Genomic DNA, 22,557 nt, shown 5'->3' on the forward strand with positions numbered 1-22,557 from the left:
TAGAAGGCGGGCACCCCCCAGAGCCTGACCCGCGGATGCGCCACGTCGGCTGCCCGCACCCGCGCGAGCCAGGTGAGCAGCCGGACGACCGACCGGTACTCGGAGTCGCCCAGCCGGGTCCGTCCGATCAGGTTCTCGGGCTTGAGAGGGCGCTCCGTCGTCGGCGGTGCGGTCACGGGATACACCCTCCATGGTGCGGGCGGGGACGGTGTGGTCGACAGGGGCGGCAGCCGTACGGCCGTGAGCGGCGTCCTGGTGTGGATCGTACGGCCGCCGCCTCAGCTCTTGCCGGTGGCGCCGGACGACACGGGCGCCTTGTCGGGGCGGGCGGAGCCGTCGTCCTGGGTCTCGGCCAGCAGGTGGCGCAGGCGTTCGCCCTCGACGTCGACGTTGGGCAGCGCCCGGTCCAGCCAGCCGGGCAGCGCCCAGGCGCGGCGGCCGAGCAGGGTCATGACCGCGGGCACGAGCGTCATCCGGACGACGAAGGCGTCGAAGAGGACGGCGGAGGCGAGGCCCAGTCCGATCGACTTGATCAGTGCCACGTCGTCGAGCAGGAACCCGGCGAACACGGAGATCATGATGGTCGCGGCGGCCGTGACCACCCGGGCGCCGTGCCGGAAGCCCGCGATCACCGCCTCCGTGGGCTCGGCCCCGTGGACGTACTCCTCACGCATCCGGGTCACCAGGAACACCTCGTAGTCCATGGCGAGTCCGAACACCACGCCGATCATGAAGATCGGCAGGACGCTCACGATCGGCGAGGTCTGGTCGACGCCGAACACGTCCGCCAGCCAGCCCCACTGGAACACCGCGACCACGACACCGAGCGTGGCGAGCACGCTGAGCAGGAAACCGAGGGCGGCCTTGAGCGGGACCAGGATCGAGCGGAACACCAGGAGCAGCAGGACCAGGGCCAGGCCGACGACCACACCCAGGTACGGGATCAGGGCGCCGCTCAGCTTGTTGGACACGTCGATGTTCAGCGCGGTCGTGCCGGTGACCATCAGCTCGGCGCCAGTGTCGGACTTCAGCGCCGGGCCCCGGTCGCGGATCTCGGAGACGAGGTCGACGGTGGCCTGGCTGGTGGGGGCGCTCTTCGGCACGACGGAGATCAGGGCCACGTCGCCGCTCTGGTTGAACACCGCGGGGCGCACGGCGGCGACGTCGGACATCTTGCCGAGCTGGGTGACCGCGTCCTGCGCGGCGGTCTTGGCGGCGCTGCCGCTCTGGCCGTCGACGACCACGGTCAGCGGGCCGTTGTAGCCGTCGCCGAAGCCCTTGGTGATCGTGTCGTAGGCGATGCGCTCGCTGGTGCCCGGCGAGGACATGCTGTCGTCCGGCAGGGACAGGCGCATCGACAGCACGGGGATGGCCAGGATGCCGAGCCCGACGACGGAGACGACCAGCATCTTCAGCGGGTTGCGGGTCACGAACCGGGCCCAGCGCACGCCCGTCGTCTCGCCCTCGCCGCGTTCCTGGAAGGCGCGCATCCGGCGGCTGGTGAACCGGCTGCCCATGATCCGCGTCCCGGCGAAGCCCAGCATCGCGGGCAGCAGGGTCAGCGCGATCACGACGGCGACGACGACCGCGAACGCGGCGCCCAGGCCCATGGTGGTCAGCATGCTGATGCCGATGATGCTCAGTCCGGCCAGCGCGATGACGACGGTGAGTCCGGCGAACACCACCGCGGAACCGGCGGTGCCCAGGGCACGGCCCGCGGCCTCCTCCGGTTCGTGGCCGTCCCGGACCTCGCTGCGGTACCGGGAGACGATGAACAGGGCGTAGTCGATCGCCACCGCGAGACCCAGCATCAGCGCCAGCGTCGAGGCGCTCGAACTGAGGTCGAAGAACGCGCTCGCGACCGTGATGGCGGAGATCGCCGCCCCGACCCCGAAGACCGCCGTCAGCAGCGGCAGCCCGGCCGCGAGCATCGACCCGAACGTGATGACCAGCGCCACGGCCGCGATCAGCAGACCGAGCAACTCGGCGCTGCTGCTGCCCGCCTTCTCCTGTACGGCGTTGCCGCCCAGGCTGACCGCGAGGCCCGCCTTCTCGCCCCGGTCGACCACCGAGTGCAGCGCGTCGCGCGCCGCGTCGGTGACGTCGGCCTGGGCGACCTTGTAGGTGACCTGGGCGTACGTGATGGTGCCCGACTTGCTGATCAGGCCGCTCTGGTACGGGTCGGAGACGCTCGCGACCTGGGGTGCCTTCGTGAGGTCGGCGATCAGCGAACGGACCTCGGTCCTGTCGGCGCCGGAGGCCAAGGTGTGGCCCTTCGGCGCTTCGAACACCACGCGGGCGGTGGCGCCGGAGGCCGACGCCTGCGGGAACTCCTTCTCCAGCAGGTCGATCGCCTTCTGCGACTGCGTGCCGGGAAGGGTGAAGCTGTCGGACGTGCTCGTCGTGACACTCATGGCACCGATGCCGACGGCTGCCAGGACGGCGATCCACAGCATCAGGACGAGCCGTCGTCGCCGGAACGAGAACCGGCCCAGCCGGTAGAGGAAGGTGGCCATGGGGTACTCCCACCAGGTTCGATAGAAAGTGGAGGGCCTGCGCGACCCACGGCTTCACGCTATGAGCGGCTTTCCTCGCATCCGCGGCACCGGGGAAGTGAAAACGGCCCGGGTGACTAGTACCGGGGTACTAGACCCTCTCCACCCTCCAGTCGAGGCGGACGACCCTTCAGCCGAGGCGGGCGTCGCTCCCGTCGAGGTGGGCGCCGTGATCCGCCCCACATGATCTGTGACAAGAGCCGGTTATGGTGACCAGGCGAATCGAACGGGGACAGAACCGGCGGAGGACACCGTGTCGGACGAAGGGCGTCGCATCGCCGGGCGCTACCGGCTGACCGAGCAGATCGGCCGGGGCGGCATGGGCACCGTCTGGAGGGCCGACGACGAGGTGCTCGGCCGCCAGGTCGCGATCAAGCGGCTCCACGCACGGCCGGAACTCTCCGCCGACGAACTCGCCACCCTCTTCGAGCGCACCCGCCGCGAGGCCCGCAGCGCCGCCCGTATCGCGCACCCGAACGTGATCGTGGTCCATGACGTCGTGGACGACGACGGCCGCCCCTGCATCGTCATGGAGTACGTCCCGGGCACCACGCTCGCCGACCTCCTCAAGGACGGCCGGACCCTCCCGCACCAGGAGGCGGCCCGGATCGGCCTGGACATGGTCGCCGCCCTGCGCGCCGCCCACGCCGCCGGTGTTCTGCACCGCGACGTCAAGCCCGGCAACGTCCTGCTCGGCGCCGGCGACCGGATCGTCCTCACCGACTTCGGCATCGCCATGACGGACGGGACGTCGACGCTGACCAAGACCGGCGAGATGGTCGGCTCCATCCACTACATGGCGCCGGAGCGGATCCGCGGGCTCACCCCCGGCACCGCCTCCGACCTGTGGGCCCTGGGCGCCACGCTCTACCAGGCCGTCGAGGGACGCCCGCCGTTCCGCCGGGTCACGGCCATGGAGACCGCGTACGCCATCGCCGTGGACCCACTCGAACCCATGAAGCAGGCCGGACCGCTGGAGCCGATCGTCGAGGCCCTGCTGATCAAGGAGCCCGACGAGCGTCCGACGGCGGAACAGACGGAACGGGCCCTACAGACCGCGTGGTGGGGCGAGTCGACGGCCGAACTGCCCCCGCCCGCCACAGAGTTGGCCGTCGCACGACCGGAGCCGAAGCCGGCGGGAAATTCCGGTCGCGGACGGCGGCGGAGCCGTAAGGGGCTCCTCCTCGGAGGGATCGCCGTGGCCGCGGCTGTGGCGGTCACGGCGTTCGTGCTGCACACGACGTCGAAGTCCGCACCCGGGCACGCGGCGAGCAGCTCCACCACCACGGCCTCCGCATCACCGGTGCCGGAGGGCTATCACCTCGTCCGTGACCGCCAACTCGGCGTCTCCTTCCCGGTTCCGGACGGCTGGAAGGCCGGCAAGCGGACGGCGGAGGGGGTCACCTACACCGACGCGACGGGCCTGGCCGGACTCACCATCGGAGTCGTCGACCCCGCGGGCCCCAACCCCAGCACGCACTTCGCGGACATCGAGGCCAACACCAAGGTCAACTACCCCACGTACCGCAGGCTGCGCATGCAGCAGACCACCTTCCAGCAACAGCCCGCCGCGATCTGGGAGTTCACCTTCCAGGGCCGGGCCCGGGTGTTCCGCGCCATCGACCTCGGCTTCGGCCGGGAGGGCGACCGCGAGTACGACATCTACCTCTCGGCACCGGACGCGAAGTGGGACACCTACCGTCCCGTCTTCGACACGGCCAGGGACGGCTTCGTGACGAGCGCGTCGTAACTCACCGCTTCACGCGGGGTGTTCGGCGCACAGACAGCCGACCCCCTTCTCGATCCAGTCCCGCTCGGCCCACTCCGGATGCCGCCGGACCATGACCTCCCGGACCTCCTCGACGATCGTCTCCTCGCTCATCGCCGAGTCGCGCCGCACCCACGTCTCGTCCCGCAGCAGCCGCAGATAGTCACGGACATCCGCGAGCAACTCCGGCCCGCCGACGGCCCCGTGGCCGGGTACGACGACCCGCGCCCCCTCACCCGCGAGCCGCTCCATCACCGCGAGCCAGCGCGTGCCGGAGACGTCGGTGTCGTACGGCGGGAACCACGGGAAGATGGCGAACTGCCCCGCCTCCACCAGGTCCCCCGTGAACAGCACACCCGCGTCCGGCACCCGGACCACCTGGTCGCCCTTGCTGTGCGCCCGGCCCGTGGCCCGCAACTGCACGACCCGGCCGCCCAGTTCGAGGTCGTACGCCTCGTCGTAGACGAGGTCGGGCTCCGGCAGCACGACATCTTCGAGGTGCCGGGCGGCCGACTCGCCGAGCCCCCGGAACATGTCGAGATAGCCGGGCCCCTTCACCTTCAGGTCCTCGGCCTGCGCACGGTTCACGAGGAACGTCGCCTCGCCCGCGAAGACCTGGGCCCCGAAGGCGTGTTCAGGGTGGAAGTGGGTCGTCGTGAGGTACAGCCTGCGTCCCTTGGCGTACTCGGACGCGAACTCCAGCACCTTCTCGGCGTTCCGCGGACCCAGGCCCGTCTCCACGACGAGCACCGCGTCCCGGCCGCCGATGACACCGATGTTGGGCACCAACTGCACCCGCCCGTCGGGTACGACCACCAGATCGCGGTCCAGTTCCCGCACGTCGGTGATGTGCACGACGGGGTCGTGCGGCACACGGTCGGCCATGGAGACTCCTCAGCAGTACGACGATCTTGTCCGCCCACCACTCCACCGCCGGACACCCGGGGGTGTCCAAGACCGATCCTGTACGGCCGATACCGCGTCGGTATCATCGCCGGTCATGGAGCTACGCACGCTGCGCTACTTCGTGGCGGTCGCCGAGGAACTCCACTTCGGCCGGGCCGCCGTACGCCTGCGGATGACCCAGCCGCCCCTGAGCCGGGCGATCAAGCAGATGGAGGCCGACCTCGGTTGTGTCCTGCTGCTCCGCTCGCCCACGGGGGTGGCGCTCACCCCGGCCGGAGTCCTGCTGCACGAGGAGGCGTGCGCCCTGCTGGCGCAGGCCGACCGGATGCGGGACCGCGTGACCGACCTGGCCGGACCGGTCACCCTGACCGTGGGCACGCTCGCGGACAGCGTGGTGCAGTTCGGCACCCGTCTTGCCGCCGCGTACCGCGAGCAGCACCCCGCCGCCCGCATCCTCATCCGTGAGTCGGACCTGACCGATCCCACCGCGGGACTACGGGCCGGGCTCGTCGACGTGGCGCTGACCAGGACACCCTTCGACGACACCGGCATCGCCACCCGCCCCCTGCTCTCGGAGCAGGTCGGCGTGGTCCTCCGTACGGACGACCCCCTCGCCCGCCACGACGGCCTGCGTCTGGCCGACCTCGCCGAGCGCCGCTGGTTCCGCTTCCCGGACGGCACGGACCCCGTATGGGAGGCCTACTGGACCGGGTCGGCGGGGGACGGCCGACGCCGTGACGGGCCCGTCGTACGGACGGCTCGTGAGTGCCTCCAGTCCGTCCTGTGGAACGGCACCGTGGGCCTGATGCCCCTCGGGCACGCCCTGCCGGAGGGGCTGACGGTGGTGCCGTTGACCGACATGCCGCCGAGCGCACTCGTCATCGCCTGGCGTGCTGCCGACGCCACTCCGCGGATCCGGTCGTTCGTGCGGATCGCCGAGGCCGTGCACCGCACGACTACCGGACCGGCTCCCGGCCGATGACCCCGTCGGCCTCCAGCGCGGTGATCTCCTGTGCCGTCAGGCCGAGTTCGGCCAGCAGCTCGTGGTTGTGCCGGCCGAGCAGGGGAGCGTGGCGAAGACGGCTGTGGACAGGGCTCTGGGAGAGCCGCACCGGCAGGGTGCTGTAGCGGGCCCGGCCGCCCACGGGGTGGTCGATCTCCTCGAAGAAGCCGCGGAACCGCAACTGCTCCAACTCGGCCTGCCGGTGCGGCTGCATCACCTTGCCCACCGGGACACCGGCCGGCCAGAGACGGTCGACGATCTCGTCCGCACCGCGCTCACGGCACCAGGCGGCGAGCTGCTCGTCGACGGCGTCATGATGCCTGTGCCGTCCCCCGGCGGTGGACAGCTCGGGGCTCGACGCCCAGCCGGGGCGGCCGAGAGCGTCGCGCAGGGCCTCCCACTGCTCGTCGGTGGCCACGGCTATCGCCACCCAGGAGTCCCGTAGGCCGAACTCGTCGTGGTCCGCGGTGAGATACAGGTTCTGCGGGGCCGCGCGAGGCCCCCGGTTCCCGGCCCGCTCCAGCAGCGCGCCGTAGGCCGAGGACTCGATGACCTGCTCGGCGGCCACGTTGAGAGCCGCGTCGACCATGGCCGCCTCCACCAGCGCTCCCTCGCCGGTGCGGCGCCGGTGCTCCAGGGCCAGCAGCAGACCGTTCAGCGCGTGGACGCCGGCGTTCGGGTCGCCGATCGAGTACGGCTCGACGGGATTGCGCTCCGGATGGCCGGTGAGCCAGGTCAGTCCCGAAGCGTCCTCGATGACGAAGGCGAACGCGGCGTTGTCGCGCCACGGTCCGTCGAGGCCGAAGCCGGGCATGCGGACCATGATGGTGTCGGGGCGCAGGGCCCGTACCGCCTCGTAGTCCAGGCCGAGTTGGTCCAGGACCCGCGGGGTGTAGTTCTCGACGATCACATCGCAGGTCGCGATCAGGCGGCGCAGCAGGTCTCGTCCCCGCTCGGTCCGGAAGTCGAGTGTCAGGCTCTTCTTGTTGGTGTTGAGGCCCGCGAAGATCGGCGACCGCTCCCACCACTGGTCCACGGTCGGCGGGACGCCCGCGATCAGCCGGGTGCCATCGGGCCGCGAGGTGGATTCCAGGTGGATCACCTCGGCGCCGAGCAGGGCGAGCACGTGCGTGCACGAGGGTCCGGCCCAGAAGGCGGTCATGTCGAGGACCCGCAGACCGCTGAACGACAGCCCGGCGTCCGTCTTTCCGGTCGTCCGACGCGTCGCGCCACGCCGGCTCCCGGTGTGCTCGCCGAGGCGCGGGGCCGGGCCCGGGGGCCGTAGCCCGGCGGGTTCCAGACGGAAGGGAGGGGCGGGCTGGAGGAAGCCGTCGCGCGGGTTGGGCAGGAAGCTCCGGCGGGCTTCGAAGTGGTCCATGGCCGGGGCGTTGGCGCCGTTGACGACCGCGGAGTTGGGGATGCGGAACGCCGTGGCCAGCTCGCGGACCTCCGCGACCGTCCGGGCGGCGATCCACTCCTGGATCACCGGGGCCGTCGCGGTGGTCCGTGCGCCGATCGAGACCGGGTTCTTCTCGTCGATCCACTCCGGGTGGCCGACCATCGCGCAGAGGTCGAAGTACTGCTGGGCCGTCGCGCACCCGAGTGCCACGAGGCCGTCCTTGGCGGTGGCCACGCCCGGTGTGTTCAGCCTGCGCGTCTGCTGCCACGGCCGGTCCAGCATGTCCCGGAACGTCACCGGGTGGTAGGTCAGGGACAGGACATGCACTTCGAGCATGGAGAGATCGATCAGTTCGCCGGTGCCGGGAGCGCGCAGTCGTACGGCCATGGTCGCGGCGGCGGCGTACGCCCCCGACACCCAGTCACCGACCTGACCGCCCACGTGGACCGGCGCCCGGTCCGGTGCGCCGCGCCCCAGGCCGACGATGCCGCCGGACCAGGCCTGCAACGTGAACTCGGTGGCCGCGCGGTCCCGCCACGGCCCCTCGAGACCGAACGGCGTGATCGACGTGACGACCAGGTGGGGGTGGGTGCGGCGGATCTCCTGGGGGGACAGGGGCGAGCCCGGCGACCACACCGCGACGTCCGCCGAATCCAGGAGCCCGCGCACCAGCTCCGGATCGCCTACGACGCTCTCCTTCGAGCAGGCGAGGAAGCTGAACAGGGCGCCGTCGTCGCCGGGTCGGATCGTGGCGCCGGATGCCGACCAGCGTCGTAGCGGATCGCCTTCCGGAGGTTCGACCTTGACGACCTGGGCGCCCCCGTCGGCGAGCAGCTTCGTGCAGTAGGCGCCGGGGATTCCCGTGGACAGGTCCACCACGGAGCAGCCGGTGAGCGGGGGCTCGGCGGGCGTGGGGGTCAAGAGTCGTCCCTTCGCTCGCGGCCCGACCTGCTCAGCCGGAAGTCCGGCGGGAAGCGGTCGTCGTTGCTGCGGACCGCGTTGGGTACGCCGCCGTCGACCGTCTCCTCGTCGAGCATCAGGTCGTTGCCGTCGGCCCGGGCCATCCCGCCGACCGATTCGAAGAGACCGGTGAGGAGGGAGCCCATGTACTCGCCCTGGTGCTGTTTGAAGATCTCGAAGAAGACCTTCTGCATGAACACCGTGTCGGTCGGCCGGGTGCGGGCGCAGGCCAGCGCGTACTTGTCCACCTCCTTCTCCAACTCGTCCCGGGGGACGACGCTGTTGAGGAAGTTGCACTCGTACATCTCCAGCGCTGTGAAGGGTCTGCCGGTGAACACCATCTCCTGGAACTTCCGCAGGCCCATCGTCTGCGCCCAGGTCCACATCCGCGGTGCCCAGCCGACGTAGCGGAAGGAGGGGTGGCCGAAGAGGGCGTCGTCGGCGGAGATCACCAGGTCGGCGTCGGCCGCCTGGTAGAAGTGCCAGCCGTAGCAGTAGCCCTTGACCTCCAGGATGCTGATCTTCTTGAAGTCCTGGAGGCTGCGGCAGCCGGCCCCGGGGTTCGCGTACCACTGGGACGGGGTCCCGCCGTAGCGGTAGGAGCCCCTGGGGGGATAGCGGACATCGTCCTTCTCGTCGAGCCCGAGCTCCGACAGGAGTGGTCCGGCGGTCGGCGCGGCGTGCATCTCCATGGTCTCGGTGATGTCGGCGCCCGAGCCGAGGTCGTCGCCGATGCCCCGGATCACCAGGACCTTCACCTCGTCGTCGACGTTGGCCCGGTGCAGCAGGTCCCCGAAGCGCAGCCGGGCCGCCGCGGTCGGTGCGTTGAGGGCGTCGGGCCGGTCCAGGGTGAGGGTGGCGATCTTCGTCTTGGGGTCCTTCTCGTAGCGGATGATCTCCTCCGCCGAGGGACGCGAGCTGTCAGCCATGTGGGTCCTAACTACCGTTTCCAGACGGGACTTGAGGTCAGAAGTTCGGCGCCGTCCGGGGTGATGAGCACCGCCTCCCGGCGCAGGACCGCGCCCACGCCCCGCCGCCAGACGTAGCCGGTCACGGCCAGGGCCATGCCGGGTTCGAGCCGTTCCTCGGCCGCGGTGGCGGGCAGGCCGGAGGTGACCACGGGCGGGTCGAAGCCCAGCCCCAGGCCGCGGGCCACGGGCATCGGAGGGAGGGGCTCGCCGGCCGTGTCGTACGCGGCGAGCAGGTCGCCGGCCGGCGCGCCCGGCCTGCACGCCTCGAACAGCAGCTCCCACAGGGTGGCGGAGCGCCGGTACAGGTCACGGACCGCGTTACGGTCGCCGCCCTCGACCGGCCAGGTGCGTCCGACCTCACCGATGTATCCGCCCGCGACCACGCCCGCCGTGAGGGACACGAGGTCGCCCGGGCCCACCCGGCCGTCCCCGTCCACCCGCCGCCAGGGATGGTCCCGGGATGTCACCCACGCCACCTCCTGGGTCGCCGGTGTGGTCACGCCGCCGGCCGCCGCTGCCTCCAGCAGTACGCCCGACAGGTGCTGCTCGCTGACGCCGGGCCGCAGTTCGGCCACCGCCGCCGCCAGGCTGGCCTCGGCCACGCCGATGGCCTGCCGGAGAGCCGCCACCTCCTCCGCCGTCTTGACCCGGCGGGCGGCGCGCATGGCGGGTTCGCCGTCGACCAGGTCGGCGAACGGGAAGGCCAGGGGCAGGAGTTGGGCGAAGGTCGGCGAGATGGTGTCCGTGCCCACCCGGCGGGCCGTGGCCGCTCCCTCGATGTCCCGGATCACCGTCACCCAGTTCATCGGGTTCCACGTCAGGCCGTACAACTGCTCGTGCGGGATGTCGTCGGGGATGCCCTCGTCCCAGGTGCTGAGCATGTGGATGGCGCCGGTGGCGCGGACCACCACGGCGGCCGGGGCGAAGGGGTGGGTGCCGGCGGTCCACAGTCCGCGGGCCCCGGTGACGTAACGGACGTTGGCGCTCCGCCCGAGGACGAGGACGTCGAGGTCGTGGGCCTCCATGTGTGCCAGCGCGCGCTCCCGCCGCCCGGTGCGGAGAGCGCGGTCGTCCGGCAGGACCTCAGTCGCCATAGGGGGCGTAGGAGTAGTCGGTCAGGGCTGTCCAGCCCTCTTCCTCGATCACCAGGACCTCCTCGCTGCGGTAGCCGCCGGTGCCGTCCTCCCAGACCACGGGTTCCAGGACGAGCACCATGCCTGCTTCGAGCACCAGTCGCGCGTCGAACTCCTCACCCAGGTCGGTGCCGACGAAGGGCATCTCGGCGGGGTCCGTGCCCATGCCGTGGCCCAGGTAGAAGTGGGGGAGCCAGGGTTTCGAGCCGCCGTTCGCGGTGATGGCGGCCCGGGTCAGGTCGGCGGCGGTGGCCCCCGCCCGCAGCACGTCCTTGACCGCGCTGTGGATGTCCCACCACTTCGTGAACTGCGCCCGCTGGCGCGGGTCCGGGTCCTGTCCGACGATCCAGGTCCGGCCGAAGTCCGAGCAGTATCCGGCGTAGTTGATGCTCACGTCGGTCCACAGGACGTCGCCCCGGGCCAGTTCCCGTTCCGTCGTGAGCAGCGGGAGGGCGAGGTCGCCGTGGGTGGTCCACACCCCGGCCGCCCGGGAGTCCGGCATCACCTGCCAGATGGGGTCGAGCACGTTGGCCAGGGCGCCGTGTTCGTAGGCCCGGCGCACGAACGCCGCCGACAGGTCGATCTGCCGCATCCCCGGCGCGAGTGACCCCTCGACGTCGGCCATGGCCCGCTCGGTGATCCGCAACGCCGTGCGGATGCAGGCCAGTTCGTCGGGCGTCTTGATCATCTTGGCCGCGCTCAGGACCATCGCGGCGTCGCCGGGCGGTCCGCCCGGGAAGAGCGTTTTCTGCGCTCTGCGCATCGCCCCGGTCACCTCGTCGACGGCGACACCCGCCCCGCCGGGCACGAGGTCGGCGACCACGGCCGCGAAGTTCCGAACCCCTTCGTCGTACTCCAGGTAGACCGGGGGATGGACGTGGTCGGCGGGCAACGGCGACTCCGCCGAGGCGCCTTCGCGGAACGGCATGAACAGATGGGGCCACGGGTCGTCCGCCACGACCACCGCCACGGGACGGTCGACGTGCGCGAGACCGGAGTCGCCGAGCGGCCAGCTCGCTCCGGTCGCATAGGTCACCGCGTTGTTGCCGAGCAGGATCAGGGCGTCCACGCCCTGGCCCGCCATGGCCGTTCGCAGCCGTGCGCCGCGTTCACGGTTCATGCGGGTCAGGTCGGGTGCGGCCGGGATGTCGATGACGGTCATTGCCGTCTCCCTCACGAGGTCATGGAGCTTCGCCGTCGTTTCTCGTGGTCCGGGCCGGCACTACAGGCCGAGGTACTCCCTGATGTTGCCGCTGACCACGCGGGCGGCCTTCTCGGGCCCTACGGCGTCCACGACCATGGCGATCGACTTCTCCGAGTAGCCGAACGTGCTCTCGTTGTGCGGGTAGTCGGCCGACCACATGACCCGGTCCACCCCGATCCGGTCGACCAGTTCGAGGCCGAGCGGATCGACCATGAAGGACGCGTACATGTGGTGGTCCCAGTAGTGCTGGACGTCGTGCTCCACCGGACGGTCGAGCATGTGCCGGTAGGAGGCGAGGAGGTGTTCCGCGTCCTGGAGCGCGGAGGGGACCCAGTTCACGCCCCCCTCGAACCACCCGACGCGCAGCCCCGGATGACGGTCGAGGATGCCGCCGAGGACGTACCTCCCGAACATCTCCCGGTACGGCGCCACATTGGCCACCATGCCGACGGCGATGGCGTTGACCTCGCACGGGGCCTTGAGTCCCGTCTCGCCGATGTGGTGGGAGACCGGGAGCCCCGCCTCCTCGATCGCGTCCCAGACCGGGATCATCGCGGCGCCGGAGTAGTCGATCGGGTTGCCCGCGTCGTCCTGTCCGGGGTTCAGCGGCATCAGGAAGGTCTTCAGCCCCAGGCCCTTCATCTCCTCAAGGGTCCTGCGGGCCCCTTCCGCGTCCCACCAGTTGATGAGCCCGACGCCGTAGAAGCGGCCCCCGGAGCGTTCCTGCAACCCGGCGATGTACTCGTTGTAGATCCGGAAGCAGAGCTCGCGGACCTCCTTGTCGGGGTAGTGGAACAGGGCCAACAGCGCGTTGGGGAACGCCAGTTCCTTCGCGATGCCGTCCGAGGCCAGCTCCTCGATACGCCCTTCGAGGTTGTTGCTGCCGGCGCCGGCGAGGGGGTCGTACTGCATGAGCACATGACTGAACTCGCCCGGCAGGAACGACTTTCCGCCCATTCCCAGCTCGTAGGCGCCGTCCTCGTACCAGACCCGCGGTGCCTGGTTCCTGAGCCGCTCGGGGAAGCGGTCGTGGAAGATGTCGTCCGCGAGGGAGATGTGGTTGTCGGCGGAGAACACCTCCGTGCCCGGCGGAAGACCCGGCGAGGAGCCCTCGGCGTGGCCGTGCCGGTCCTTGGGCGGGCCGAAGCCCTCAGGGGGATACAGGGTGGATGACTGGCTGGACATCATTGTCCTCCATGGGAGCCGCGGGTTTCACTTCCGTGCGTGGTTCGTCTGCTCCTGCCGGGCGGGGGAGTGGGCGGGTCAGGCCCGCAGGGGCTTCGGGCCCGCCGTGGTCCCGCCGTCGATCGTCAGTACCGTTCCGGTGGTGTGCTGCGAGCGGTCGCCGCCCAGGTAGGCGACGGCTTCCGCCACGTCCCTGGGGGTGCCCTGTCGCTGTAGCGGCTGTACGGCCGCCATGTGGGCGCGGATGCGCCGGGTCATCTCCTCGGCGTCTCCTTCCTGCCCGGCCGCCGTCGCGGAGGACAGCAACTGCGTCGGGATTCCGCCCGGGGCAACGCAGTTGACGCGGATGCCGTACTCGGCGAGGTCGACGGCCACGCCCTTGGTGAAGTGGATGACCGCGGCCTTCGAGGCGCGGTAGGTCGGCACGCTCGCGCCGGCCTGGATCCCGCCTATGGAGCTGACGTTGACGATGGAGCCGCCGCCGTTCGCCGCCATGTGCCGGGCCGCGGCCTGGGTGCCGACCATCACGCCGAGCAGGTTGACCGAGAGGACGCGCTGGAAGTCGGCGAAGTCCTCGTCGAGGAAACGCTGGTGCATGGCACCCGACACACCGGCGTTGTTGACCATGAGGTGCAGGCCGCCGAACTCCTTCACCGCGAAGTCGACGAGTCCCCGGACCTGTTCGGCGTCCGCGACGTCCGTCCGCCGGAAACGGACGTCCGGGCCGTAGCCGTTCGCCAGTGACTCGCCGAGGTCCGGGTCGAGATCGGCGATGACGACCCGGGCACCGTCCTCAAGCAGCCTCTCGACGGTCGCGCGTCCCAGGCCGGCCGCTCCGCCGGTGACCACGGCGACCTTCTCCGACAGTTCCTCGGTCATCGCGGTCACTCCCATGTGACGGGCAGCGAGTAGACGCCGTAGGCCAGCCGGTCGTGCTTGAACTGGATCCGGTCCAGCGGCTCGGCCAGGCGCAGGGTGGGGATCCGGCGGAAGAGCGTGCCGTAGACGACCTGGAGCTCCACGCGGGCGAGTTGCTGGCCCACGCACTGGTGGATGCCGAAGCCGAACGCGTTGTGGTGACGGGCGTTCTCCCGGCCCAGGTCCAGTGCGTCGGGGTCGGGGAAGAAGTGCGCGTCCCGGTTGGCGCTGAAGAGTTCGATGATGATGCCCTCGCCGGCGCGGATCACCTCGCCGCCGATCTCGATGTCCTCCTTGGCGATCCGCCGCTGGCCGCCGTGGATGATGCCCAGGTAGCGCAGCAGTTCCTCCACCGCGCCCGCGACGACCTTCGGGTCGTCCGTGTCCCGCAGGACCGCCAGCTGGTCGGGGTGCTCCAGCAGCGCGACGACGGCGAGACCGATCATGTTGGCGCTGGTCTCGTGGCCCGCGATGAGCAGCCCCGTGCCCATCATGGCCGCCTCGGACACGCTGATGTCGCCGGAGGTGACGAGTGCCGCGATCTCGGACAGCGCGTCGTCCGCGGGTTCGGCGGCCTTCTTCTCGACGAGCCGCACCAGGTATTCGTTGAGCGACCCGAAGGTCCGCATGCTCTCCTCGGCGGACACGTTGTGGGCGATGCCGCGCGCGGCGTTCTCCTGGAAGAAGTCGTGGTCCTCGTAGGGCACGCCCAGCAGCTCGCTGATCATCAGGGTCGGCAACGGCAGTGCCAGCGCCTCGACGAGGTCGGCCGGCTTCGGTCCGGCCAGCATCGCGTCGATCAGCTCGTCGGTGATCTTCTGGATGCTGGGGCGCAGCGCCTCCACCCGCTTGAAGGTGAACGGCTTGGTCATGATCCGGCGGAACCCGGTGTGCTCGGGGGCGTCCGAGTTGAAGACCGAACGCGGGCGGTAGTCCACCGCCGCGGCCATGCCCTCGTGCCAGTGCGGGAATCCGGGCAGCCGTTCGTCGACACTGACCCGGGGATCGCCGAGCAGAACGCGCTGCTCGGCGTGGCCGGTGACGATCCAGGGGGTGCTGCCGTCCCAGATCCGCACCTTGGCGAGGGGCTTCTCGGCGGTCAGCTCCCGCAGGGCCGGGGGCGGATCGAACGGGCAGCCCTCCGCCCGTGGCATCGGCCACTCGGGGACCTCGGCAGGGCTGCCGGGTGCGGCGCCTGTCAGTGCGTCGGGCATGTCCATCCTCACGGTGTCGTCCGGGTTGTCTACTGCGCGATGTGGATCGCCAGCGCGGGGCAGACGGCGGCCGCCTCACGGGCGTTGTCTGCCAGCTCGGCGGGCGGGTCGTCGGTCAGCAGGACGACGACCCCGTCCTCGTCACGCTGGTCGAAGACGTCCGGCGCGGTGGCCGCGCACTGGCCGGCCGCAACGCATCTGTCCTGCTCGACGGTTATTTTCACGGGCTGCTCCCTCATGGCCGTCGGGGCAAAACGGCGCCCTTCGTGGGCTCCGTCGACCGCGCCTCCGAGTGAACTCCCGGCCTCCTGCTAAGTCAATCGATTGATTCAAAATTTACTGAGACGGGTCGGTGGATCTTCTGTGGTGGTGCGGTGGGGCGAGGAGGCCGACGGTCCGTCAGGAGCTGTGTGTCACGGGTGCCGACCACAGGCCGACGATCGCGTCGACCAGTCCGTCCGCGGCGTCGTGCCAACTGGCTCTCGGTGTCGGGGTGTTGAGGGCCAGGGCGCGCTCACGCTCGGCGCACGTGTAGAGGATCACGTTCCGGGTCATGGAGGTGCGTTCCGCGCGCACCTCGGCCGGCAGGTCGGGCAGGCACCGGTGCAGGCCGTCGAGGATCTGCCGCCACACCGGCAGGTCGAGGGTCTCGGCGACCAGGATCTCGCGCAGCGCGGGGTCGGCCATCACCTGGGCGCAGAACCGCGCGAACCACGTGGGGCTGCCCAGCTCGGCCAGGTACTCGGGGGTCGGCCGCACCAAGCACGCGACCCAGTCCCGGAGTTGGGCGGAGTCGCCGGTCTCGGCCAGCAGGCGCTCGCTCAGGCGCTGGATCCGCTCGGCGTGATGACGGGCGATCGCCCGCACCAGGTCCGTCTTGGTGCCGAAGTGGTAGCCGACCACGGCGGTGTTGCCCTGCCCCGCCGCCTCGCTGATCTGCCGGTTCGACACGGCGTACACACCGCGCTCGGCGAACAGGCGCTCCGCCGTGCTCCGGATGAGCTCCCGGGTCACTCTGACCTGCTCGGCCCGGACACTCCTACCCGTCATGTCCACCACCGTACCGGGACCGTGCGCGGCCGGTCGCTCCCACCTGCCCCTGGACGGAGATCAACCGGGTGACTTACGTTCTAGGCCGCGTCGGACCAACGGGACAAGTCGTCGCGAGACGGTGCCATGTCCCGGAACGGCGGTGGGGACGATGGCGGGCGGGACGCGACGGGACGAGCAGGTCAGGGCGACGCGGACAGCGCTTCTGGACGCGGCGGAGCGGCTGTTCGCCGAACACGGGGTGCACGCGATGTCCAACCGGCAGATCAGCGAGGCCGCGGGCCAGGGCAACAACACCGCCGTCAGCTACCACTTCGGCACCAAGGCCGATCTGGTGCGGGCCATCGTCCGACGGCACGCGGAACAGATCGAGCGCGTCCGCGTCCGCATGCTGGCCGACATCGGGGACTCCACCGAACTCCGCGACTGGGTCGACTGTTCGGTGCGCCCCGTCACCGGCCACCTGGCGGCACTCGGCCGCCCCAGCTGGTACGCCCGGTTCATCGCGCAGGTCTCGGCCGATCCCGCCCTCTACGCCATCACTGAGGAGGAGTTCTTCGGGGCCTCCCCGTCGCTGTGGAAACTGGAGGAGGGCCTGACCCGCTGTGTGCCCGTCCTACCGGCAGGGGTGCACGCCGACCGTGCCGTCATGACCCGGCACCTGATCGTGCAGATGTCCGTCGAGCGGGAACGGGCCCTCGCCGACGACACCCCCACCACCCGGTCGACCTGGCACGACACCGCCGACGGCCTCGTCGACGCGATCGTCGCGCTGTGGCAGGCACCGGTGACGACGGGGCCGCCGCCGGCGAAGTGACCGTGGTCGGGCCGCAGTTGAGAGCCATGGGCGGCCGTTCCACTCACCGGGAGTACGAACACCCCGCCCGGCCTCCCTCCCTACCGTGTGCTCACCTGTCGGCACCCGGTCAGGGGCTGCCGCGCCGGAACGCGGAGGGAGACCAGGCCGATGACCGACTGGGACCACTCGACCGACTTCTTGGTGGTGGGGAGCGGTGCGGGCGTCACCGGAGCGATCCGGGCACGGGCGCTCGGCAAGGAAGTTCTCGTCGTGGAGAAGACCGACCGGTTCGGCGGGTCGACCTGCATGTCGGGCGGTGTGATGTGGCTTCCCGACAACCCGCTCATGCGACGCGAGGGCGTGACCGACTCGGCCGACGCCGCACTCAGGTACTTCGCCACCGTCGTCGGTGACGCGGGCCCGGCGTCGTCGCCCGCCCGCAGGCAGACCTACGTCAGTGCCGGTGCCGAGATGGTCGACTTCCTGGAGTCCGAAGGCATGGAACTCCGGCGCTGCGAGGGCTACAGCGACTACTACTCCGGCGTCCGGGGCTGCGAGGGCGGCTCGGCGCGCGGCAGGTCCATCGAGGCGAAGGTCTTCGACAAGAAGCGGCTCGGTCCGTGGCAGGACCGGATCCGCCCCGGCTTCGCGGGCGGCCTCGCCGTCTACACCGGTGAGGCGTCACGCCTGACCCTGATGCGGACACGGGTCGGGCTGACCGTCCTGGCCAGGGCGGGGGCACGTACAGCCCTCGGCCGGATCCGCCGGCAGCGGCTCGTGACGAACGGGGTGGCCCTGTCCGCCCGGCTGCTCCAGATCCTGCTACGACAGGACGCCACCGTCTGGCTCGACTCCGCCCTGACCGACCTCGTCGTCGAGGACGGGCGGGTCGTCGGCGCTGTCGTCCACCGGGGCGGTCGTGACCTCCGGATCCGCGCCCGGGACGGCGTGCTGCTCGCCGCCGGAGGCTTCGCCCGCAACAAGGAGATGCGGGCGGAGCACTCGGGTGGCCGGCCCACCAGCGACCGGTGGACCTCGGCCAACCCGGGCGACACCGGGGAGACGATCCGGATCGCCATGGCACACGGAGCCGCCACGGACATGCTCGACGAGGCGTGGTGGATGCCCTCGTGGATCATGCCCGACGGCACCCCCAACATGTGCATGTCCGAACGCACCAGGCCCGGCTCGATCATCGTGGACACGGAGGGCCGCCGGTACTTCAACGAGGCGGTCGCCTACCAGGAGGCCGGCCAGCAGATGTACGCACACGACCGGGAGTCCGGAGGCGCGGTGCCGTCCTGGCTCGTCATCGACTCCCGGCACCGCAGCCACTACCCGTTCGGGATGTCCCCTCCCGGCCGCACACCGAAGGAGTGGATCACCAGCGGCGCGATGAAGCGCGCCGACAGCCTGGAGGACCTCGCCCGGCAGTGCGGAATCGACACCGGCGGACTCCTCAAGACCGTCGAGCGGTTCAACACGCTCGCGGCCCGGGGAGTCGACGAGGACTTCCACCGTGGGGAGGGCGACCACGAGAAGTTCTACGGCGACCCCACCCACGCCCCCAACCCCTGCCTGGGGCCCGTCTCGAAGCCGCCGTTCTACGCGGTCGCCCTGTACCCGGGGGACATCGGCACCAGCGGGGGAATCCTCTGCGACGAGTTCGCTCGGGTGCTCGACACCGAGGGCAACCCGGTCGACGGGCTCTACGCCACCGGCAACTGCACCGCGTCCGTGATGGGACGCAAGTACCTCGGCGCGGGCGCCAGCATCGCCGCCTCGGCGGTGTTCGGACACGTGGCGGCGAACCACGCGTCCTCGGCGGGACGGGGGCCGGGCGGCAACGACGCCGACTGACCGTACGGGCACCACGCGGTGGCCGGAACCCGTGCCGCCCCGGGTGCGCACATCCCCGTGGGCCGAACCGCACGAGACCCCCTGCACCGGTCTTGCCTCCGCGGCCCCCGCCCCGTTACGTTGCGGCAAAGTTACTGGCCAGGTACGCGATGCGGTCCGGCGCATCGGTGTTCGGCGAGCGGAACGGGCATCGGGTGACAGGTCGCGGCAAGGGGCAACTGGAGGCGCAGTACGGCCTCCTGACGAGCATCGCCGCCGAGGCGGGGGTTTCGCTCAGCACGGTGTCCAAGGTGGTGCACCGGCGCCGGGACGTCGGCGCCAGGACGCGCGAGCGGGTCGAGGAACTCCTCGCCCGGCACGGCTTCGTGCGCCCCTGGGAGCGCGATCCCGCCACACCCCGGCAGATCATCGCGGTGTTCCGGGACCTGTCCGGGCCGTACACGCTGGAAGTGGTCCGCGGCATCGTGGACGCGGCCGGCGCGCTCGGCATCGACGTGGTCACCGGGACGACGAGCCGGCGGTCGATCTCCGGGTGGCTGGAGCAGTGCGTGGCGCTCGGCGCGGCCGGGATCGTCATCGTGATCTCGATGCTGTCCGAGGAGGACCAGCGCCGTATCGTCGAGCAGCGGATCCCGGTGGTGCTGATCGACCCGCTCAGCGCACCCTCCGAGGACATCCCCAGCATCGGCGTGACGAACTGGAGCGGCGCCCGCGACGCCGTACAGCACCTGCTGGGGCTCGGGCACACCCGGATCGGCATGGTCGCGGGCCGTTCGCACTCCCTGGCCGGGGCGGCTCGCGTGCACGGCTACCGGGCCGCGCTGGAGGAGGCCGGGATCGCCTACGATCCGGCGATCGTCCGCTCCACCGACTTCGACTACGCCGAGGCCCTCGCCACCGCAGGCCAGATCCTGCGCGCCGACGACCCGCCCACGGCCGTCTTCGCGGCCAGCGACGCACAGGCGCTCGGCGTGCTGGAGGCGGCCCGGCAGCAGGGCCTCGCGGTACCGGACGACCTGGCGGTCATGTCCTTCGACGACACCCTCGTCGCGGCGATGGCCTGCCCGCCGCTCAGCGCCGTACGCCAGCCCTTCGAGGAGCTGGGGCGCGAGGCGACCAGAGTGCTCCTCGAACTCGCCCAGGGGCGGCCGCCCGTGTCCCCGCGCATCGAGCTGGCCACGGAACTCGTGCTGCGGACCTCGACCTCCGTGCGCCGTCCCGCGCAGCACGTCAATACCGCGTAACTCCCCATCCTGCGAAACACTTTCGACACGTGCCGGTGACATCGCGGTGTCGCATCCGAATACTGGCTTCCTGCTCCGCACCCCCATTCCATCCCCCTGGGACCTCCGGAAACTCCGGACTCCCCTGGAACGTGGTGCGCGCCTTCCCCCGGTGAAAGGAACGCCGTTGACTAGATCTTGGGCGCGAAAGGCTTTCGCTGCGGCGACCGCCTTCGGCATGGGCGTGGCATTCGCCATCGCCTCCACGACGAGTGCGTCGGCCTATCAGCCGAGTCCCGCGAATCTGTATACGGCGACCAACACCGCCGCGTGCAACAAGAGTCCGTGTGTTCTCTATCCGAAGTCGGCCCAGTTGGCGGACGGCCGGATCGTGGCCACCTTCGAGAACGACCAGACCGCTCCGGTGGGCCAGACACTGCCCGTCTACAAGAGCGACGACGACGGTACGACGTGGGCGAAACTGTCCGACGTCAAAGCCCCCGCGTATCTCTCCAGCGACTCCAAGTACGCGAAATACACGAGCAATTGGACCAACCCGTATCTCTACGTCCTCCCGCAGAACGTCGGCAGCCTGACCGCCGGCACCCTGCTGCTCGCGAGCATCGTCTCCGGCGACGACTACTACTACCAGGAGCAGAAAGCCGCCAACTCCAGCTGGATGCCCACCAGTGACGGCGACCGCAAGGACGTGGCGCTCGCCCTCTACTCCAGCACGGACGACGGCGCGACCTGGGCCATCCAGAACATCATCACCGCCGGCGGCTGGCAGGGCGGCAGCGCGGGCAACGTCGGCCGCGTCTCGACGGCCAACACCTACGCGCAGGTCGACCCCGTCTGGGAACCCCATCTCCTCGCCCACAACGGCACGTTGATCGCCTACTACTCCGACGAGGACGACTACACCGGCTACAACACCACCACCGGTGCCCCGACCCTCGACCCGGACAACGCCACGGCGACGGACTCCGGCGGCCAGGTCCTTCTGCACCGCACCTGGGACGGCGGCAGCACAACGTCCTGGAGTTCTCCGGTAGTTGACGTCCCGGGCTCCACGGTGAGCATGGGCAACGGCAAGACCGAGATCGGCGGCGGCCGGCCCGGCATGACGACCATCGCCCCGACGACCGACGGCAAGTGGCTTCTGACGTACGAGTACTGGGGCGGCGGCACCAACGTCCGCTACCGGATCTCCGACGACCCGACGAAGTTCTTCTCCGCCACGGACGCCGCGATCACCGCACTGCCCGTGCCCTCGGGCGGGGCGACTCTGGCCACCGGTGGCAGCCCCGTCCTGCTCCCGATGCCGGACGGCCGGATCGTCTACAACGCCTCCGGCAGCGGCGACGTCTGGGTGAACGAGTCCGGGCTGTCCACCGGCACCTGGAAGGAGTACAAGACCTCGATCGCCGCCGGGTACAGCCGCATGCTCCAGTACGTCGACGGCACCGGACGCGTCCTCGTGCTCCAGGCCTCGTGGAGCGGGGGCAGCATCGGCCCGGTGAAGTACGCCGAGGTCGACCTCGGCCGCTCCGACGGCGCCTACTACCGCCTCGTCAACCGGCTCACCGGCCAGGTGCTCAGCACCGCGTCCGGCAAGACGCAGGACGCGAACCTCACCGGGAACACCCCCGACCTCGTCCTGGCAGCCGACACCGCAGCCAATACCCAGCGTTGGCACCTCACCGCCAAGGGCAGCAATGTGACGCTGCTCAACAAGGCCGGGGGCCGCTCGGTCGCCATCTGGACCGGCACCGCGACGGCGGGGCAGAAGCTGGCCCAGTGGGTCGACGACGGCGCCACCGACAAACAGTGGACCCAGGTCGCCTCGTCGACCAGCGGCTACTACAAGCTCCGCTCGGTCCTCAACACCAGCCTCTACATGACCGGTTCGACCGCGGGCGGCTCCGTCACCGTGGCGGCGGCGACCACCGACGGCTCCCAGGACTGGCAACTGGTCCAGGACCCGCTCCCCACCACCTCCACCTTCACCCTGAAGGGCACGTACTCCAGCCGCTGCCTCGACGTCCCGAACGGCGCGACGGGCGTCCAGGTCCAGATCTACGACTGCTCAGGCAACGCCAACCAGACCATCACGCAGACCACGGCCGGCGAACTCCGCGTCAGCGGCAACTGCCTGGCCGCGAACGGTGACGGCACCACCGCGGGCACCACGCTCATCCTCTGGGCCTGCAACGGGAAGTCCAGCCAGAAGTGGGCGTTCCGCGTGGACGGCACGATCGTCAACCGGGCCAACGGCCTGGTCATCGACGTGACCAATTGGGGTACGGCCAACGGCTCGAAGGTCGAGCTGTGGACCGGGCTGGGCAACGCGACCCAGCAGTGGAGCCGCGCCTAGGCACACGACAGAAGCGGCGCCACCGTCGGACA

General features: G+C 70.6%; 17 protein-coding genes. 6 read left to right on the forward strand and 11 right to left on the reverse strand.

Annotated elements, in window-relative coordinates; genetic code table 11:
* Positions 1–278: 278 nt before the first annotated feature.
* Positions 279–2,516 (reverse strand): MMPL family transporter, encoded by a 2,238-nt coding sequence (locus ACNFOC_RS00095; RefSeq protein WP_416955235.1) that lies wholly within the window; start codon positions 2,514–2,516, stop codon positions 279–281.
* 292 nt (positions 2,517–2,808) lie between these two features.
* Between ACNFOC_RS00095 and ACNFOC_RS00100 the strand changes: the two genes are divergently transcribed.
* Positions 2,809–4,305 (forward strand): serine/threonine-protein kinase, encoded by a 1,497-nt coding sequence (locus ACNFOC_RS00100; RefSeq protein ID WP_416955237.1) that lies wholly within the window; start codon positions 2,809–2,811, stop codon positions 4,303–4,305.
* A gap of 9 nt (positions 4,306–4,314) precedes the next feature.
* Here the strand turns inward: ACNFOC_RS00100 and ACNFOC_RS00105 are convergent, their stop codons facing one another.
* Positions 4,315–5,208, reverse strand: coding sequence for an MBL fold metallo-hydrolase (locus ACNFOC_RS00105; protein WP_416955239.1), 894 nt, complete (start codon positions 5,206–5,208; stop codon positions 4,315–4,317).
* 115 nt (positions 5,209–5,323) lie between these two features.
* Between ACNFOC_RS00105 and ACNFOC_RS00110 the strand changes: the two genes are divergently transcribed.
* Positions 5,324–6,211 (forward strand): LysR family transcriptional regulator, encoded by an 888-nt coding sequence (locus ACNFOC_RS00110; protein WP_416955241.1) that lies wholly within the window; start codon positions 5,324–5,326, stop codon positions 6,209–6,211.
* On the opposite strand, the gene ACNFOC_RS00115 is transcribed toward ACNFOC_RS00110, so the two are convergent.
* The 9 genes from ACNFOC_RS00115 to ACNFOC_RS00155 form a co-directional block, all read right to left on the reverse strand.
* Positions 6,186–8,552 (reverse strand): CaiB/BaiF CoA-transferase family protein, encoded by a 2,367-nt coding sequence (locus tag ACNFOC_RS00115; protein WP_416955243.1) that lies wholly within the window; start codon positions 8,550–8,552, stop codon positions 6,186–6,188. The genes ACNFOC_RS00110 and ACNFOC_RS00115 overlap by 26 nt on opposite strands.
* On the reverse strand, positions 8,549–9,520 hold the full coding sequence (locus ACNFOC_RS00120; RefSeq protein WP_416955245.1) for an enoyl-CoA hydratase/isomerase family protein: 972 nt from the start codon (positions 9,518–9,520) through the stop codon (positions 8,549–8,551). Before ACNFOC_RS00120 ends, ACNFOC_RS00115 begins: the two co-directional genes overlap by 4 nt.
* Positions 9,521–9,531: 11 nt before the next feature.
* Entirely contained in the window at positions 9,532–10,656 is a 1,125-nt protein-coding gene (locus ACNFOC_RS00125) for a M24 family metallopeptidase (RefSeq protein WP_416955247.1), read from the reverse strand.
* A complete protein-coding gene (locus tag ACNFOC_RS00130; protein WP_416955249.1) occupies positions 10,646–11,857 on the reverse strand; it encodes a M24 family metallopeptidase in 1,212 nt (403 codons plus the stop codon). The genes ACNFOC_RS00125 and ACNFOC_RS00130 overlap by 11 nt, the downstream gene beginning before the upstream one ends.
* A gap of 60 nt (positions 11,858–11,917) precedes the next feature.
* Entirely contained in the window at positions 11,918–13,084 is a 1,167-nt protein-coding gene (locus tag ACNFOC_RS00135; RefSeq protein ID WP_416955251.1) for an amidohydrolase family protein, read from the reverse strand.
* Positions 13,085–13,162: 78 nt separating this feature from the next.
* The gene (locus tag ACNFOC_RS00140; protein WP_416955253.1) at positions 13,163–13,963 is read right to left on the reverse strand and encodes an SDR family NAD(P)-dependent oxidoreductase; all 801 of its coding nucleotides are present in this window, start codon (positions 13,961–13,963) and stop codon (positions 13,163–13,165) included.
* A 5-nt stretch (positions 13,964–13,968) separates the two neighbouring features.
* Complete coding sequence (locus ACNFOC_RS00145; protein WP_416955255.1) at positions 13,969–15,216, reverse strand: cytochrome P450; 1,248 nt, start codon at positions 15,214–15,216, stop codon at positions 13,969–13,971.
* Between the two features lie 29 nt (positions 15,217–15,245).
* Complete coding sequence (locus tag ACNFOC_RS00150; protein ID WP_416955257.1) at positions 15,246–15,440, reverse strand: ferredoxin; 195 nt, start codon at positions 15,438–15,440, stop codon at positions 15,246–15,248.
* Between the two features lie 175 nt (positions 15,441–15,615).
* Positions 15,616–16,266, reverse strand: coding sequence for a TetR/AcrR family transcriptional regulator (locus ACNFOC_RS00155; RefSeq protein ID WP_416955259.1), 651 nt, complete (start codon positions 16,264–16,266; stop codon positions 15,616–15,618).
* A 151-nt stretch (positions 16,267–16,417) separates the two neighbouring features.
* Here ACNFOC_RS00155 and ACNFOC_RS00160 point away from each other — a divergent pair, with 151 nt between their 5' ends.
* The 4 genes from ACNFOC_RS00160 (at position 16,418) to ACNFOC_RS00175 (ending at position 22,525) form a co-directional block, all read left to right on the forward strand.
* On the forward strand, positions 16,418–17,083 hold the full coding sequence (locus ACNFOC_RS00160) for a TetR/AcrR family transcriptional regulator (RefSeq protein ID WP_416955261.1): 666 nt from the start codon (positions 16,418–16,420) through the stop codon (positions 17,081–17,083).
* Between the two features lie 150 nt (positions 17,084–17,233).
* Positions 17,234–18,925, forward strand: coding sequence for an FAD-binding protein (locus ACNFOC_RS00165; RefSeq protein ID WP_416955263.1), 1,692 nt, complete (start codon positions 17,234–17,236; stop codon positions 18,923–18,925).
* A 149-nt stretch (positions 18,926–19,074) separates the two neighbouring features.
* Positions 19,075–20,169 (forward strand): LacI family DNA-binding transcriptional regulator, encoded by a 1,095-nt coding sequence (locus ACNFOC_RS00170; RefSeq protein ID WP_416955265.1) that lies wholly within the window; start codon positions 19,075–19,077, stop codon positions 20,167–20,169.
* 217 nt (positions 20,170–20,386) lie between these two features.
* Positions 20,387–22,525 (forward strand): RICIN domain-containing protein, encoded by a 2,139-nt coding sequence (locus ACNFOC_RS00175; RefSeq protein ID WP_416955267.1) that lies wholly within the window; start codon positions 20,387–20,389, stop codon positions 22,523–22,525.
* Positions 22,526–22,557 lie beyond the last annotated feature (32 nt).

The organism is Streptomyces colwelliae, assembly GCF_048158785.1.
Lineage (GTDB): Bacteria > Actinomycetota > Actinomycetes > Streptomycetales > Streptomycetaceae > Streptomyces.

Excerpts from the sequence above, each read along its gene's own strand:
- ACNFOC_RS00155 (WP_416955259.1), bottom strand. The coding sequence starts at position 16,266 with ATGACGGGTAGGAGTGTCCGGGCCGAGCAGGTCAGAGTGACCCGGGAG.
- ACNFOC_RS00110 (WP_416955241.1), top strand. The coding sequence starts at position 5,324 with ATGGAGCTACGCACGCTGCGCTACTTCGTGGCGGTCGCCGAGGAACTC.
- ACNFOC_RS00140 (WP_416955253.1), bottom strand. The coding sequence starts at position 13,963 with ATGACCGAGGAACTGTCGGAGAAGGTCGCCGTGGTCACCGGCGGAGCG.
- ACNFOC_RS00120 (WP_416955245.1), bottom strand. The coding sequence starts at position 9,520 with ATGGCTGACAGCTCGCGTCCCTCGGCGGAGGAGATCATCCGCTACGAG.
- ACNFOC_RS00130 (WP_416955249.1), bottom strand. The coding sequence starts at position 11,857 with ATGACCGTCATCGACATCCCGGCCGCACCCGACCTGACCCGCATGAAC.
- ACNFOC_RS00145 (WP_416955255.1), bottom strand. The coding sequence starts at position 15,216 with ATGCCCGACGCACTGACAGGCGCCGCACCCGGCAGCCCTGCCGAGGTC.
- ACNFOC_RS00170 (WP_416955265.1), top strand. The coding sequence starts at position 19,075 with ATGCGGTCCGGCGCATCGGTGTTCGGCGAGCGGAACGGGCATCGGGTG.
- ACNFOC_RS00175 (WP_416955267.1), top strand. The coding sequence starts at position 20,387 with ATGGGCGTGGCATTCGCCATCGCCTCCACGACGAGTGCGTCGGCCTAT.
- ACNFOC_RS00105 (WP_416955239.1), bottom strand. The coding sequence starts at position 5,208 with ATGGCCGACCGTGTGCCGCACGACCCCGTCGTGCACATCACCGACGTG.
- ACNFOC_RS00125 (WP_416955247.1), bottom strand. The coding sequence starts at position 10,656 with ATGGCGACTGAGGTCCTGCCGGACGACCGCGCTCTCCGCACCGGGCGG.
- ACNFOC_RS00095 (WP_416955235.1), bottom strand. The coding sequence starts at position 2,516 with ATGGCCACCTTCCTCTACCGGCTGGGCCGGTTCTCGTTCCGGCGACGA.
- ACNFOC_RS00160 (WP_416955261.1), top strand. The coding sequence starts at position 16,418 with ATGGCGGGCGGGACGCGACGGGACGAGCAGGTCAGGGCGACGCGGACA.
- ACNFOC_RS00135 (WP_416955251.1), bottom strand. The coding sequence starts at position 13,084 with ATGTCCAGCCAGTCATCCACCCTGTATCCCCCTGAGGGCTTCGGCCCG.
- ACNFOC_RS00165 (WP_416955263.1), top strand. The coding sequence starts at position 17,234 with ATGACCGACTGGGACCACTCGACCGACTTCTTGGTGGTGGGGAGCGGT.